The 15,036-nt window shown below is 65.6% G+C and carries 14 protein-coding genes; 8 read left to right on the top strand and 6 right to left on the bottom strand.

Translation table 11 applies throughout. The features are described from left to right. Positions 1-10: 10 nt before the first annotated feature. From secD to AXW83_RS07810, 4 genes are all read left to right on the top strand, one after another. Positions 11-1,621 (top strand): protein translocase subunit SecD, encoded by a 1,611-nt coding sequence (gene secD, locus AXW83_RS07825; RefSeq protein WP_066612093.1) that lies wholly within the window; start codon positions 11-13, stop codon positions 1,619-1,621. A gap of 30 nt (positions 1,622-1,651) precedes the next feature. Continuing rightward, positions 1,652-2,602 carry a protein translocase subunit SecF gene (secF, locus tag AXW83_RS07820; protein ID WP_066612089.1) on the top strand — a complete coding sequence of 317 codons (951 nt, stop codon included), beginning with the start codon at positions 1,652-1,654 and terminating at the stop codon, positions 2,600-2,602. Between the two features lie 8 nt (positions 2,603-2,610). Continuing rightward, positions 2,611-2,988, top strand: a complete 378-nt coding sequence (locus tag AXW83_RS07815; protein WP_066612088.1) for an Mth938-like domain-containing protein — start codon at positions 2,611-2,613, stop codon at positions 2,986-2,988. Positions 2,989-3,093: 105 nt separating this feature from the next. Then, positions 3,094-3,981 carry a phytoene/squalene synthase family protein gene (locus AXW83_RS07810; RefSeq protein ID WP_156639869.1) on the top strand — a complete coding sequence of 296 codons (888 nt, stop codon included), beginning with the start codon at positions 3,094-3,096 and terminating at the stop codon, positions 3,979-3,981. A gap of 161 nt (positions 3,982-4,142) precedes the next feature. Here AXW83_RS07810 and trmFO read toward each other — a convergent pair whose 3' ends face one another. Further along, the gene (gene trmFO, locus AXW83_RS07805) at positions 4,143-5,549 is read right to left on the bottom strand and encodes a methylenetetrahydrofolate--tRNA-(uracil(54)-C(5))-methyltransferase (FADH(2)-oxidizing) TrmFO (protein ID WP_066612084.1); all 1,407 of its coding nucleotides are present in this window, start codon (positions 5,547-5,549) and stop codon (positions 4,143-4,145) included. A 196-nt stretch (positions 5,550-5,745) separates the two neighbouring features. After that, the gene (locus tag AXW83_RS26465) at positions 5,746-5,901 is read right to left on the bottom strand and encodes a DUF1127 domain-containing protein (RefSeq protein WP_082767008.1); all 156 of its coding nucleotides are present in this window, start codon (positions 5,899-5,901) and stop codon (positions 5,746-5,748) included. Between the two features lie 585 nt (positions 5,902-6,486). On the opposite strand from AXW83_RS26465, the gene AXW83_RS07800 reads away from it, so the two are divergent. From AXW83_RS07800 to AXW83_RS07785, 4 genes are all read left to right on the top strand, one after another. Beyond that, on the top strand, positions 6,487-7,704 hold the full coding sequence (locus AXW83_RS07800) for an ABC transporter substrate-binding protein (RefSeq protein WP_066620088.1): 1,218 nt from the start codon (positions 6,487-6,489) through the stop codon (positions 7,702-7,704). 159 nt (positions 7,705-7,863) lie between these two features. After that, positions 7,864-9,756: an ABC transporter permease gene (locus tag AXW83_RS07795; RefSeq protein ID WP_066620085.1), complete on the top strand. Its 1,893-nt coding sequence runs from the start codon at positions 7,864-7,866 to the stop codon at positions 9,754-9,756. Further along, positions 9,753-10,562, top strand: coding sequence for an ABC transporter ATP-binding protein (locus tag AXW83_RS07790; protein ID WP_236841859.1), 810 nt, complete (start codon positions 9,753-9,755; stop codon positions 10,560-10,562). The genes AXW83_RS07795 and AXW83_RS07790 overlap by 4 nt, the downstream gene beginning before the upstream one ends. Before the next feature lies 1 nt (position 10,563). Then, the gene (locus AXW83_RS07785) at positions 10,564-11,274 is read left to right on the top strand and encodes an ABC transporter ATP-binding protein (protein WP_066612081.1); all 711 of its coding nucleotides are present in this window, start codon (positions 10,564-10,566) and stop codon (positions 11,272-11,274) included. A 147-nt stretch (positions 11,275-11,421) separates the two neighbouring features. Here AXW83_RS07785 and AXW83_RS07780 read toward each other — a convergent pair whose 3' ends face one another. The 4 genes from AXW83_RS07780 to AXW83_RS07765 all read right to left on the bottom strand — a co-directional run bounded on the left by AXW83_RS07780 (position 11,422) and on the right by AXW83_RS07765 (position 15,019). Further along, positions 11,422-12,279 carry a UPF0280 family protein gene (locus AXW83_RS07780; protein ID WP_066612078.1) on the bottom strand — a complete coding sequence of 286 codons (858 nt, stop codon included), beginning with the start codon at positions 12,277-12,279 and terminating at the stop codon, positions 11,422-11,424. Between the two features lie 130 nt (positions 12,280-12,409). After that, positions 12,410-13,945: a 6-hydroxynicotinate reductase gene (locus AXW83_RS07775; RefSeq protein WP_066612077.1), complete on the bottom strand. Its 1,536-nt coding sequence runs from the start codon at positions 13,943-13,945 to the stop codon at positions 12,410-12,412. A 10-nt stretch (positions 13,946-13,955) separates the two neighbouring features. Continuing rightward, the gene (locus AXW83_RS07770) at positions 13,956-14,270 is read right to left on the bottom strand and encodes a 2Fe-2S iron-sulfur cluster-binding protein (protein WP_066612074.1); all 315 of its coding nucleotides are present in this window, start codon (positions 14,268-14,270) and stop codon (positions 13,956-13,958) included. Between the two features lie 167 nt (positions 14,271-14,437). Next, positions 14,438-15,019 carry a MarR family winged helix-turn-helix transcriptional regulator gene (locus tag AXW83_RS07765; RefSeq protein ID WP_236841858.1) on the bottom strand — a complete coding sequence of 194 codons (582 nt, stop codon included), beginning with the start codon at positions 15,017-15,019 and terminating at the stop codon, positions 14,438-14,440. Between the last annotated feature and the right edge of the window lie 17 nt (positions 15,020-15,036).

Raw genomic sequence — 15,036 nt, 5'->3', positions numbered from 1 at the left:
TTCACGCAAGATGCTTCGTTTCCAGGCCCGCAAGGTCATCGCGGTTCTCCTCCTGCTGTTCTTCGGCTGCGGGCTCGCTCTGCCGAACCTGCTTTCGCCTGAGACGCGTACCGCGATCGAGCGCGGCGCACCGTCATGGATCCCGCGCTTCCTGCTTCCGACGCGGGCGGTGGTGCTCGGGCTCGATCTGCAGGGCGGCTCGCATGTGCTGCTGGAGATCGACCGAGCGGACCTCGTCCGCAGCCAGGTGACGCAGTTGCGCGACGATCTGCGTCGGATTCTGCGCGACGAGCGCGTCAGCTTCCAGGGCGGCATTGGACTCACCGCGCGCGGTGTGCAGGTGCGCGTGCCAGAGGCCGCCGACAGGGCGAAGCTCCTGCCGAAGCTGCGCGAACTGGCCCAGCAGGTCGGGACGCTCGGCGCTTTCGGGCCTTCGGGCAACAATACGATCGACGTCAGCGAGCAGCCGGACGGTCTAGTGCAGATGTCGCTGACCGAGGCCGGTGCAAACGAGCGGGTGCGCCGCGCCGTCGAGCAGGCGATGGAGGTGCTGCGCCGCCGCGTCGATGCGCTCGGCACGACGGAGCCGAACATCCAGCGCCAGGGCCTCGACCGCATTCTGGTGCAGGTACCGGGCCTGCAGGATCCGCAGCGGCTGAAGGATATTCTCGGCCAGACCGCCAAGCTCCAGTTCCGCATGGTCGCCGAGAACCAGAGCGGCGATGTCGACATGCTGCCGTCCAACGATGCCGCCGGACAGCTCGTGCCGGTCGAGCGCCGGGTGATCGTCGAAGGCGAGGATCTGGTCGACGCTCAGCCGGCCTTCGATTCGCGCACCAGCCAGCCGATCGTGAATTTCCGCTTCAATATCCGCGGTGCCCAGCGCTTTGGCCAGGCGACCACCGAGAACCTCGGCCGTCCGCTGGCGATCGTGCTCGACAACAAGGTGATCTCATCTCCCGTCATCCAGTCGCCGATCACGGGCGGCTCGGGCCAGATTTCGGGCAATTTCACCGTCGAGGCGGTCAACAACCTCGCCATCCTGCTGCGGGCGGGCGCGCTGCCGGCCAAGATGACCATCGTCGAGGAGCGCACCGTCGGCCCCGGCCTCGGCGCCGATTCGATCCAGGCCGGCAAGATGGCGACGCTGATCGCGACCGTGCTCGTGATCATCTACATGATCCTGACCTATGGCGTGTTCGGCCTGATCGCGTCGATCGCGCTGCTGGTCCATGTCTGCCTGATCTTCGGGCTTATGTCGGTGCTCGGCGCGACGATGACGCTGCCCGGCATCGCCGGCATCGTGCTGACCATCGGCACGGCGGTCGATTCCAACGTGCTGATCTATGAGCGCATGCGCGAGGAATCCCATCAGGGCCGGAGCCTCGTCTCGGCGCTGGAGGCTGGATTCCAGCGCGCCTTCGCCACCATTATCGATTCCAACGTCACCATGCTGATCGCGGCGGTGGCGTTGTTCTCGCTGGGTTCGGGTCCGGTGCGAGGCTTTGCGGTCGTGTTCATCCTCGGCATCCTCACGACCGTCATCACGGCCGTGACACTGACGCGGATGCTGATTGCCTTGTGGTATCGCTGGGCCAAGCCCAAAGCCCTGCCGTTCTGACGCAAGCCATCTGCTCAAGGAGATCAGCTCATGCGCCTGCTTCGCATCGTTCCCGACGACACCCGCTTCAAGATCGTCCGCTTCCGGCGCTTCAGCTATCCGTTCTCGGCAGCCTATTCGGTGCTGGTGATCGCGCTGTTCCTGACCGTCGGCCTGAATTTCGGCATCGATTTCAAGGGCGGCACGCTGATCGAGATGCAGGCCAAGGCCGGCCGGCCGGACATCGCGCAGGTGCGCGCGACCGCCCATGGGCTCGGCTTCGGCGAGGCCGAGGTCCAGGAGTTCGGCTCGGGCGGCGAGATTTCGATGCGCTTCGCGTTGCAGCCGGGCGGCGAGGCGGCCCAGCAGGGCGTCGTGGTGAAGGCCCGCGAGGCGTTCTCCGGGACCTATGATTTCCGCCGCGTCGAGACGGTCGGTCCGCGCGTGTCCGGCGAACTTGTGCAGGCCGGTACGCTGGGCGTCGTGCTCGCCGTGATGGGCGTGCTGATCTATCTCTGGTTCCGCTTCGAGATGCAGCTCGCGATCGGCGCGATCCTCGGCACGCTGCACGACATCGTGCTGACCGTCGGCTTCTTCCTGATCACCCAGCTCGAATTCAACCTGACCTCGATCGCGGCGATTCTGACCATCGTCGGCTATTCGCTGAACGAGACGGTGGTGGTGTTTGACCGCACACGCGAATTGCTGCGGCGCTACAAGACCATGCCGATCCCGGACCTGCTCGACCTCTCGGTCAACTCGACCCTGTCGCGCACCGCGATCACCTCGACGACGACCGTGCTCGCGCTGATCGCGCTGGTCTTCTTTGGCGGCACCGCGATCGAGGGCTTTGCGTTGGTGATGCTGTTTGGCGTCGTGGTCTGCACCTATTCGGCAATGTTCGTCTCGACGCCCGTCCTGCTTTATCTCGACGTCCGTGCCGGTCGGCCCGACCACGCCGAGGAGAAGCTGCCGGCGGGTGCGAAGCCGAAGGCCGGTTGAAGCCGGGCATGTCCCGCTTCGAGGGTTTCGTCCCCGGCCGCTATCAGCTCGATGCGTTTGGCGCGGGTGGATTTCGCTTCGCGGATATGAGCCATCGGGGCTCGATCCTGGCGACGCCGGCCGGGATACGGCAATGGCCGGTGGGGCGCTTTACCGAGATCACGATGGAAAGCCTTCAGCCCGTGCTGGATGAGGCCGACAGCGTCGATTTTCTGTTGATCGGCACCGGAAACGACATCGCCTTCCTGCCATCCGCGTGGCGCGAGCATTTTCGCGGATCTGGCATCACGCTCGAAGGCATGGCGACGGGGCCCGCGGCGCGGACCTATAATGTCCTGGTCGGCGAGGACCGGCGGGTGGCGGCGGCGCTGATCGCGGTGGATTGACGCTGCCTCCGACGTCAGGCGGACGTAGCCATGGACCATGCGCTTGTCCTACACTGCGATCGAACGAGGCAGAACGACTGGTGCTGATCGGGCAGGGTGACGCCGATGACGACACAAACCGACGACCGCCGGCAAACCGCGCACCATGCGCTTCCCGACGCTTACGCCCATTGCACCGCGCTGGTGCGCGAGCACGACCATGACCGCTATATCGCGGCGTTGTATGCGCCCGAATCGCAGCGGCCGGCCTTGTTTGCGCTCTATGCCTTCAGCCACGAGATCGCCCGCGTACGCTCGGCCGTCAGCGAGCCGCTGCCCGGTGAGGTGCGTATGCAGTGGTGGCGCGACCTGCTCGAGGGCGAGGAGAAGGGGCAGGCGCAGTCGCATCCCGTCGCGGCCGCCCTGCTCGATGCGGTCGCGCGCTACCGCCTGCCGATCGCACCGCTGACCGGGCTGATCGAGGCGCGCATTTTCGATCTCTATGACGATCCGATGCCGTCGCTGCGCGATCTCGAAGGCTATGCCGGCGAGACGTCGAGCGCGCTGATCCGGCTTGCCTCGATCGTGTTGGCCAATGGCCGTGATCCTGGTGGTGCGGCGGCCTGCGGCCATGCCGGCGTGGCCTATGCGCTGTGCGGACTGATGCGCGCCTTTCCGTGGCACGCGGCGGCGGGGCAGGTCTATCTGCCCGCGGATATCCTCTCGCGCAACGGCGTCACGCGCGACGACATCGTCAGCGGGCGTGGCGGACCGGGCGTGCTCTATTCTCTGAAGGAGCTGCGTGAGATCGCGCGCAAGCATCTGAAAAAACTGCGCGATCTGCGCGAGACCGTGCCCTCGGCCGTGGCACCTGCCTTCCTGCCGTCGGCGCTGGTCGAGCCTTACCTCAAGCGCATGGAGCGCGGCGGCTACGATCCCTACCGCACGATCATCACGATGCCGGCTTGGCAGCGGCAATGGGCGGTTTGGCGGGCGGCGAAGGTCGCAGGGTAGTTCTTCGTCGTCATTCCGGGACAGGCCGAAGGCCTGAGCCCGGAACCCATAGCCACCGCCCTGACCCGAGAATCCGTTGCGGTGGGCGCCTGTTTTGTACCCGTTCGAGCTTGTGGGTTCCGGGCTCTTCGCTGCGCGAAGCCCCGGAATGACGGGCGGGGTTACTCCGCTGCCTGCGCCGTGACGCCTTCGGCCCATGTCTCCATCTCGACCTTCGCGCGGGCCGTCAGCGCGTGCTTGCGGGCGACGCTCTTGGCCGGACCTTTCAGCTTCTTGCCGTCGGGACCATGCGTCGCCTGGCCCTCGATATGCGGGAACAGGCCGAAATTGATGTTCATCGGCTGGAACGAGCGCGGACCCTCGTCGATGGTGACGATGTGGCCGCCGGTGATGTGGTTGACCAACGCGCCCAACGCCGTCGTCGCGGGCGGCAGGTCGAGTGGCCGGCCTAGTCGCTCGGCCGCCGCCATGCGGCCCGCCAGCAGGCCGATCGCGGCGCTTTCGACATAGCCCTCGCAGCCGGTGATCTGGCCGGCGAAGCGCAGGCGCGGATCGGCCTTCAGGCGCAGTCGCTCGTCGAGCAGTTTTGGCGAGTTCAGATATGTGTTGCGGTGGATACCGCCGAGCCGCGCGAATTCGGCATTCTGGAGGCCCGGAATCATCCGGAAGATCGCGGCTTGCTCGCCATATTTCAGCTTGGTCTGGAAGCCGGTCATGTTGAACAGGGTGCCGAGCGCATTGTCCTGCCTGAGCTGCACCACGGCATAGGCCTTGACGGTCGGGTTGTGCTTGTTGGTCAGGCCGACCGGCTTCATCGGCCCCCAGCGCAGGGTTTCGCGGCCGCGTTCCGCCATGACCTCGATCGGCAGGCAGCCGTCGAAATAGGGCGTGCCCTCCCATTCCTTGAACTCGGTCTTCTCGGCTGCCAGCAGCGCGTCGATGAAGGCCTCGTACTGATCGCGGTCGAGCGGGCAGTTGATGTAATCGGCCCCTGTGCCGCCGGGCCCGACCTTGTCGTAGCGTGACTGGAACCAGGCCTGCTCCATGTCGACAGAATCGAAATGCACGATCGGCGCTATCGCGTCGAAGAAGGCGAGCGAATCCTCGCCGGTCAGGGACTGGATGCCCTGCGCCAGCGCGGGCGAAGTGAGAGGGCCTGTCGCGATGATGACGTTGTCCCACAGTTCTGGCGGAAGCCCGGCGATCTCGGCCCTGTCGATCGTAATCAGCGGATGCGATTCGAGAGCTGCCGTGACGCCTTGCGAAAACCCGTCTCGATCGACGGCGAGCGCGCCGCCGGCCGGCACCTGATGGGCGTCGCCCTTCGCGATGATCAGCGAATCGAGCCGACGCATCTCCCAGTGGAGCTGGCCGACAGCGTTGCTGAGCGAATCGTCGGAGCGGAAGGAGTTGGAGCAGACCAGCTCGGCCAGGCCGTCCGTCTGGTGCGCCTCGGTTTTGCGGACGGGCCGCATCTCGTGCAGGACGACCGGCACGCCGGCCTGTGCTGCCTGCCAGGCGGCTTCGGAGCCCGCGAGACCGCCGCCGATGATATGAATGGGTTCCATGCCTGCGATGTGTCCGCCGGCGGGTCCAACGTCAAGAGAATGATCGTCTTTGCATGATATGGCCTGACGGTTTCGCCGTTCGGTATCATGCAAGCCCAAAACGCAAAATGCCCGCTCGAAAGCGGGCATTCGCTCTTCGACCAGGTTCGAGGGGAGGACACGAACCCGGGAGAACTACTATTTGAAGCCGAGAGGCTCAGACGATGGCGTGCGTACGCGCGACGAAGGGGATTTCCGAGCGCGACAGGCCCAGATCATCCAGCTCGCGATCGGTCAGACGCGACAGCTCGCGGACGGTCTCACGATAGCGAAGGTAAGAGCGGATCTTGGCAGCAATCATGGTGACGAACATGGTGAAGTTTCCTGAGTGATTTCGAGGGCTTAAACCCCGACAGCGATGAATTCGTTGTGCACTGCATATATGGGAGCCGGCGTGCCTGAAACAGAGGCGTCTCATCAGTTCCGTTATGCTTACGATGCATGTCAGATTAATAAATTGGTGATCTTCCTGGTGGGGCTTGCGCTGAGCGCCTGAGCCAAGGGCCTCAGACCCCATAAATACGTCTAATATTTGGGCAATCTTACTCGCAAACGTTAATAAAGGGTCGGTGTGCCTTTCGTGTGAGCATGTTGCAGGTGCTCTCTCATGCTTGCGCGAGGCTTGCCTGATTGATTTGCCGCAGGCCGTCGCGTTTCGTAGGCGAAGTGCGCAGATGGTTGCGATGGAAAGGTACGCAACGGCGCTGGAGCGTTGGTCCGGAATGCGCCTGCGGCTTGGGCAGCGCTTGCCGATTCTTAGGCGTTGACAAGCATTTTGGGGCTCTTCAAGTTCATAGGTATACAAATGAATTTGCCGGCTGACCGAACCTCTCCGGCGTGCGACACAGGTCGAGGCGCCCTGGAGCATTTCGCGACAGGCCAGACAAGGGGAATGGCGATGACGATCGACCGTCGGAGTTTTCTTGCCGGTGTTTCCGCCGGCGCTACCCTGATCGGCGCGCCCTCACTGGTGCGGGCGCAGGGCGCGGGCCCGATCAAAGTCGGCGAGATCAACAGCTATACCGCCCAGCCCGCCTTCCTGAAGCCCTATCGCCAGGGTTGGGAATTGGCGCTCGAGCAGATCAATGCGGCGGGAGGCGCGCTCGGACGCAAGATCGAGACGGTTTTCCGGGACGATGGCGGCAAGCCCGAGGATGCGGTGCGCCATGCCGGCGACCTGATCAACGCCGAGAAGGTCGACCTGCTCTCCGGCGGCTTCCTATCCAATGTCGGCCTGGCGATCGCCGATTTCGCTTTGCAGAACAAGAAGCTCTATGTCGCCTCGGAGCCGCTCTCCGACGCCGTGGTCTGGGCCAAGGGCAACCGCTACACCTTCCGTCTGCGGCCCTCGACCTACATGCAGGCGGCGATGCTGGTCGAGGAGGCCGCCAAGCTTCCGGCGAAGAAATGGGCGCTCGTTGCGCCGAACTACGAATACGGCCAGTCCGGCGTGAAGTGGTTCAAGGAACTGCTCAAGAAGGCCAAGCCCGACGTGGAATTCGTCGCCGAGCAATTTCCGGCGTTGGGACGCATCGATGCGGGCGCGACGGTGCAGGCGCTCGAAGCCGCCAAGCCCGATGCGATCTTCAACGTCACCTTCGGCGCCGACCTCTCGAATTTCGTGCGCCAGGGCAATACGCGCGGACTGTTCGAGGGCAGGGCTGTCGTCTCGATGCTGACCGGCGAGCCGGAATATCTCGATCCGCTCGGCGCCGAGGCTCCCGTCGGCTGGATCGTCACCGGCTATCCGCAAGCCGAGATCAAGACGCCCGAGCACGTGAAGTTCCGCGACGCCTATATGGCGAAATACAACGACTACCCGCGGCTCGGCTCGGTCGTCGGATTCGACACGATGAACTCGATCGCGGCCGGTCTTGTCAAAGCGGGTTCGACGGAAACGGAAAAGCTCGTCGATGCGTTCAAAGGCCTGAAGTTCCCTTCCGCCTTCGGCTCGGCCGAGTACCGCGCCATCGACCACCAGTCGACCCTCGGCGCTTATGTCGGCAAGACCGCTGTGAAAGACGGGAAGGGCGTAATGGTCGACTGGCGCTACGCCGACGGGGCGAAATATCTGCCCAGCGATGCCGAAGTGAAGACGCTGCGCCCCGCGGGGTGATGGCTCACGCCTTCACCTGACCCCGCTGTCATCCCGGACAAGCCGCGAAGCGGCGCAGATCCGGGATCCATGCCTGAACCGTTCCGGAATGGATCCCGGGTCTCCGCTGCGCTGCGCCCGGGATGACGGCGCAGTTCCGACTCGGGAATTGCCTGAATGATCGATCTCATTCTCACCCAGACGCTCAACGGCCTGGCCTCGGCCTCGTCGCTGTTCCTGGTGGCGTCGGGCCTGTCGATCATCTTCGGCGTGACGCGGATCGTGAACTTCGCGCATGGCTCGCTGTATATGCTGGGCGCCTATATCGCGTGGACTCTGGTCACGCGTTTCGGCCCTGCCGAGGCAGTGGGATTCTGGGGCGGCGTCGCGCTGGCGGCGGTGATGGTCGGCCTTATCGGCATCCTGATCGAGGTCACGGTCCTGCGCCGGATCTATCAGGCGCCGGAGCTGTTCCAGCTTCTCGCCACCTTCGGCGTCGTGCTGATGCTGCAGGATCTGACGCTGGCGATCTGGGGGGCGGAAGACAAGCTCGGGCCGCGTGCGCCCGGCTTCAAGAGCTTCGTGATCGTCTTCGGCAACCGCTTCCCGACATATGAACTCTTTCTGATCGCGGTCGGTCCCGCCGTGCTTCTGGCCCTGTGGCTGTTGTTTCAGAAGACGCGCTGGGGCGTGCTGGTGCGGGCTGCGACGCAGGACCGTGAAATGGTCGGCGCGCTCGGCGTCAACCAGCGGATGCTGTTCACCTCGGTCTTCTTCTTCGGCTCTGTGCTGGCGGGTCTGGGCGGCGCGCTCCAGCTGCCGCGCGAGGCGGTCAACCTGCACATGGACCTGTCGATGATCTCCGAGGCCTTCGTGGTCGTGGTCGTCGGCGGGCTCGGCAGCGTCACGGGGGCCTATCTCGCCGCGGTGCTGATCGGCATCCTGCATGCCTTCGGCATTCTGATTTTTCCCAAGATCACGCTGGTGCTGGTGTTCCTGGTGATGGCGGTGGTGCTGGTCGTGAAGCCCTATGGGCTGATGGGCAAGGCTCCGGTCGGGCATGCGCGCGGCCATGGCCCGGCCGAGCCTCTGCTGCTGCCGGCCGACAATGCGACGAAGCTCGCCGGGATAATCGGCCTCGCCCTGCTGGCGCTGGCTCCACTGGTCGCGCCCGACCACATCCTGCTGACGCTGACGGAGCTCGTGATCTTCGCGCTGTTCGCGGCGTCTTTGCACTTTATGATGGGGCCGGGCGGCATGGCCTCCTTCGGCCACGCCGCCTATTTCGGGCTTGGCGCCTATGGCGCGGCGCTTGCCGTCAAATGGCTCGGCGCGCCGATGGAGCCGGCGCTGATCTTCGCGCCGTTCCTGGCGGGCATTGCCGGCGTCGTCTTCGGCTGGTTCTGCGTGCGGCTGTCTGGTGTCTATCTCGCCATGCTGACGCTCGCCTTCGCGCAGATCGCCTGGGCGACGGCTTTCCAGTGGGTCGAGCTCACGGGCGGCGACAACGGAATTCTCGGCGTCTGGCCCTCGGCCTGGGCAGCATCGAAGTTCAGCTTCTATTATCTGACGCTGGTGATCTGCGCGGTCTCGATCCTGGCGCTGCGGCTGACGATTTTCTCGCCGCTGGGCTACGCGTTGCGCGCTGCGCGCGACAATCCGCTGCGCTCGGAGGCGATCGGCATCGACGTGATGCGGATCCAGTGGATCGCGTTTGCGGTAGCGGCCTTCGCGGCGGGGATCGCGGGCGCGCTCTTCGCCTTCTTCAAGGGCTCGGTGTTCCCGACCTATATGGCAATCCCGCGCTCGGTCGATGCGCTGCTGATGGTGCTGCTCGGCGGTGTCCAGACCGTGTCTGGCCCCATCGTCGGCGCCTTCGCCTATGCGGGGCTGAGCGAACAATTGATGAAGGCGACGATGTACTGGCGTTTCGGGCTGGGGCTGTCGATCGTGCTGCTGGTTATCCTGTTCCCCCGCGGGCTGGTCGGCACGACGCAGATGCTGCGCGAGCGCTGGTCGGTGCGCCGGGAACCTGTCGTCCCCTCTGGTCTCGCAACGGAGACCGGCCGATGAGCGCGGCGATGTCGCAGTCCCAGGTCGCCGCCGCGGTCGAAACCTCTTCTCCCGTGCTCGTGGTGCGCGATCTGCAAAAATCCTTCGGCGGCGTGCGCGCCGTCGACGGCGTGTCCTTCTCGGTCCAGGCCGGCACGATGCTGGCCTTGATCGGGCCCAATGGCGCAGGCAAGACCACCTGCTTCAATATGCTCAACGGTCAGCTCCGGCCCGATGGCGGCGAGGTCGTGCTGGCGGGGCGGGCGATCACCGGCATGAAGCCGCGTGCAGTCTGGCGCATGGGCGTCGGCCGGACCTTCCAGATCACCGCGACCTTCACCTCGATGACGGTGCGCGAGAACATCCAGATTGCGCTGATCTCGCACGCAGGCGAAATCTTCAGCCCGTTCGGACGTGCGCGCGACAAGCACAGGGAAGCCGCCAACGCGTTGCTCGTGCAGGTCGGCATGGTCGAGCAGGCCGAGCGCGCCTGCGGCGTGCTGGCCTATGGCGATCTGAAGCGTGTCGAGCTTGCGGTCGCGCTCGCCAACCAGCCCAGGCTCCTGCTGATGGATGAGCCGACCGCCGGCATGGCGCCGCGCGAGCGCATCGAACTGATGGCGCTGACGGCCGACATCGCAGCGGCCAAGGGGATCGCGGTGCTGTTCACCGAGCACGACATGGACGTCGTCTTCACCCATTCCGACAGCGTCATCGTACTCGATCGCGGCCGGCTGATTGCCCATGGCACGTCCGACGAGGTTCGACACGACCCCAATGTGCGGGCCGTCTATCTGGGGTCCGGCGCGACCTCCGGCGGGCATTGAGATGGGCGCGATGCTCGAAATCTCCGGGCTCGATGCCTATTACGGTCGCGCCCATATCCTCCAGGGCCTCGGCTTCTCGATGGATCGCGGGCAGGTTCTGGCGCTGATGGGCCGCAACGGCGCCGGCAAATCGACGACGATGAAGGCGATCATGGGCCTCGTGCCGCCATCTGCCGGGACGGTAACATTCGAGGGCAAAAGCCTGCAGGGACGCGAGCCCTTCGAGATCGCGCGGCTCGGCATCGGCTATGTGCCGGAGGACCGGCGGGTGTTTTCCGAGCTCTCGGTGATGGAGAACCTGTCCGTCGGCCAGCGCCCGCCACGTGCGGGCGCACCGCACTGGACGCCCGAGCGGCTGTTTGCTCTCTTTCCTAATCTCGGGCGAATGCGCGACCGGCCGGGCGGGGCGATGTCGGGCGGCGAGCAGCAGATGCTGACGATCGCGCGCACGCTGATGGGCAATCCGAGCCTGGTCCTGCTCGACGAGCCGTCCGAGGGGCTGGCGCCGGTGATCGTCGAGGAGATGGCCAAAACGATTCTGGCGTTGAAAGCCGAGGGGCTCTCAGTGCTGATCTCGGAGCAGAACCTGCACTTTGCCGGGACTGTCGCCGACCGAGCCGCGATCATCGAAAAAGGCATGATCCGGTTCACGGGGAGCATGGACGAGCTGAAGGCCAACGAGGCGGTCAGGACGCAGTATCTGTCGGTATAGGCGCGTTTCCTCTTCAAAACCTCGGCGGTCATCCCGGACAAGCGGCGCAGCCGCGCCGATCCGGGATCCATTCCTGAGGCTATCCGAGAGAGGCTCCGGCATGGATCCCGGGTCTCCGCTTCGCTGCGCCCGGGATGACGTCGAGGTTTAACCGGCGAAGATCCGCGCGGCCGCGCCACCTGCGCTGCGCCACTCATCCGCCAGCGCCAGCAGCGCGCCTTCGATCAGCCCTTCGGAGCGGAGCGCCTCGGCCATCCTGACGCCGCTGTCGAGCGCCGCCGCGACGGCGTCCGGGGCAAGCGGCCTGACATCGACCGTCACTGCGAGGTGCGCGAGATCGCTGTCGGGATCGAGATCGCGGGCCGGCCGGCGGGTGATGGCCGGGTCGTCGACCGTCACGGCATTGGCGATGATGCTGGCGGCGGCGTCCGCCTCCGCCGCCGAGCGGGCCAGCACCGTCACCGCATCGGCGATGCCGAGCGAGAAGGAGCGCCCGCGCCAGCCGCTGGTGGCTACTCCGCGCACGGGACTTCTCGCGTCCAAGCGCAGAAATCCTTCCGGACGGGCACGCGTCAGCGAGGGCACGACGCCGATGTCGAGTACCTGCCCCCCCGAGAGGTGAAGCGCGATGTCGCCGCCATTGTTGACATAGGCGCGGTCGAGTCCGGGCGCGGCCGCGACCATCGCCGCCAGAACCGTATCGGCGACGGCTCCGGCGACGGCCGCCATCGGCGTGATGTAGTGCCCGCGATGCGGCCAGCAGGCGCGGGCCATACGCTGTGCGGTAAAGCCCGTCAGGGATGGAGGCTGATCGGTCAGCGGTTGGCGTAGCAGCGTGAGTTCGCTGGCGAGTTGGGCGAGCAAGCCGTCGAAGGCGGCTTCGGCGGCGGCATAGGCATGCTTGATCTGCACGGGGGATCCGAACGCAGCAATGATGAGATCGCTCGGGCCTTCCTGCAGATGCAGGCGATTGCCGGAAAGGCGAGCGGTGCGATGACCACCCACGAGATGTGTCCGGCTTCTCAGCCCTCATCCTGAGGAGTGCCGAAGGCACGTCTCGAAGGATGCTCCAGAGCGGGCTGGAGTATCCTTCGAGACGCCGCTTCGCGGCTCCTCAGGATGAGGGCTGAGGGGATCATGCGTCGATGTTTCGCCGCAGCGGCCATGGGTTTTCCGCTCCCCCCCGTTCGATCCGGGCCTGACCGCCATGGATGCTCAAGACCTCCTCCATCGAAACGATTTCGCCGGCATGGCCGCCGGAGGCGAGATACAGCTCTCGCGACAGAGTGAACTCGATCGGCGCGACGATCGCCGGCGTCGGCACATAGCCAAAGGCGTTCTTCGGCATGCGCAGCACATCGACCATCACGGTGATGCCGCCGCCCGGCCAGACATAGACCGGCGCGCCGCCCATGGTGACCCTGGTCGTTCCCGACTGCACGGAGCGCGTCAGCAGCACCGGGTTTTCGGTGACGCCGGCCCGCAGCGACCCGCCGGCACCGGCCATGAAGGTCACGGTGCAGAGCGACGGCTCGCAATTCTCGCCGATGCGGTCGACGACCTGGCGGACGGCTGCAGGCATCTGCGCCTCCACCGGCAGCAGGTTCTCGTCGAGCACGAAGAAGGCCGCGTCCTCGCCGGTGGTCGAGGTCATCAGCAGGCGCATGCCTGGCCAGGCCACAGCAGGATCGACCTTCTGGATGATCGAGAGCGGCTCGGTAATGTCGGTCCCGCCCCAGCCAAGGCCGGGCTGCGCGACCTGGAAATAGCGGCCGGGCGTGGATTTCCGGCCGCGCACACGGATGCCGGCGGGGCGCATGTCGAGCACGCGTCCGGCCTGGTGCTCGGTCAGCACGCCGGTGATGTGGTCGTCGACGACGATGACCTCGTCGACATGGCCAAGCCATTGCCGGGCAAAAATGCCGATCGTGGCCGAGCCGCAGCCGACGCGCATGCGCGTCTCGGGTTTGCCGTCGACGATCGGGGCCTTGCCGGCTTGAACGATCACGCCATGGCCGCCGTCGATCGTCAGTTCAACCGGATCGCGGTTGCTGAGCCTCAGCATGGTGTCGCAGGTGGTGTGGCCCTCCTTCTTGGAGCCGCCGGTGAGATGGCGCACGCCGCCGAGGGAGAGCATCTGCGAGCCGTATTCGGCGGTCGTGACATGGCCGACCTGTTCGCCATTGACGCGCACGGCTGCGGTCTCGGGACCGAGATGGCGGTCGGTGTCGATCTTCACCTTGACGCCGCAATAGGAGAAAATGCCCTCGGTGACGACCGTGACCGTATCGACGCCATCATGCTGCGAGGAGACGATAAAGGGCGCCGGCTTGTAGTCGGGATAGGTCGTGCCCGAGCCGATGCCGGTGACGAAGGTCCGGTCCGCAGGCAGGATCGAGCCGTTCCAGTCCTGCGCATTTTCGGCGAAGGGCACGACCGGCTCTCCGACCTCGACGGCCTGGGCGAGCAGCACGACCGGGTCGGTGCGGACCAGCAGGCCGTTGTCGTTGGCGTAGCGCGAGCAGGCGCCGGAACGGCCCGGCCTGATCCGACAAAGCACCGGGCAGGCGTCGCAGCGCACGATGCCCTCTTCGCCTTCCGAGGCACCGAATTTTCGGGAGCGCGCGGCGAGCGCGTCGTCGCGGGCGGGGAGAGATGCGAGCTCACTCATGGGCATCTCCTCAATTTGCGTCGGGTGCGAGAGCGACCGTCAGCCCATCCAGTTCGGCGGAAAACAGGATCTGGCATGAGAGCCGGGAGTTCGGGCGAACGTCGAAGGCCTCGTCGAGCCGGTCGATTTCCTCGTCGAGGGGCGGATGCAGCCGCTCGACCCAGTCGTCGGCAACATAGACATGGCATGTCGCGCAGGCGCAGGCGCCGCCGCACTCCGCCTTGATCGGCAGCCCCCAGTCGCGGATGATCTCCATCAGGCGCCAGCCTTCGAGCGCCTCAAGTTCGCGCTCCTGCCCATCGCGATCGACGACACGGACCATCATCGCGCGAGCCCGGCCATGAACATATCGTCGTGCATCATCGCTGGCCCGTCTTGTCCGGATATCTCGAAAGTCATACCCGCCCGCTGCTCGAGTGCTCGCTGAAGCACTCAACATTATTGTTAGTACACAAACAAGTTTGCAAGCGGATTTTGCAGGTCGGGTCCGATTCAGTCGAGCCGCGCGAGCAGGCCCACCAGACGCTCGGCCTCCTCGCGGGAAAGCGGCGCCAGCGTCGCGGCCGTGATGGCACGCGCTTTCTCGGTCAGAGCCGGAATGGCGGCGTGCCCCGCGGCGCTGAGGCGGACGCGCAGGCGGCGCTGATCGTCGGGGTCCGGCAGGCGCTCGACCAGGCCGCGCTCCTCGAGCCGGGCGATCACGCCCTTGATGGTGGCGGGGTCCATCGCGGTCATCCGGCCCAGCAAATTCTGCGAAATCTCTCCCCCGGCGCTCAATTTCGACATCGCGGCGAACTGCGTCGGCGTGGGCCCATCATCGCCCATGATACGCTGGAAAATCGCGATATGACGCTGCTGGGCACGGCGCATCAGGAAGCCGATCTGTTCGTCGAGGACGTAGCCGGACTCCGCGTCAGAGAGCGTCGCGGGGGCTTTGCGCGATCGTCCGGCCGCCTTGCTTCCAGGGGCCGCCGCCGATCCGGTCCGGCCGTTGTCGCCGCTCATCACCGTCCCCCGCTCAAGCCGCTTCGTTCCGCCGGGAAGGCTCTTGCCAGCCAGTTCGACGCCGTCCATGATCGTTATTACACATT

This window comes from Bosea sp. PAMC 26642 (assembly GCF_001562255.1).
Lineage (GTDB): Bacteria > Pseudomonadota > Alphaproteobacteria > Rhizobiales > Beijerinckiaceae > Allobosea.
This window is presented reverse-complemented; position numbering and strand designations above follow the sequence as displayed.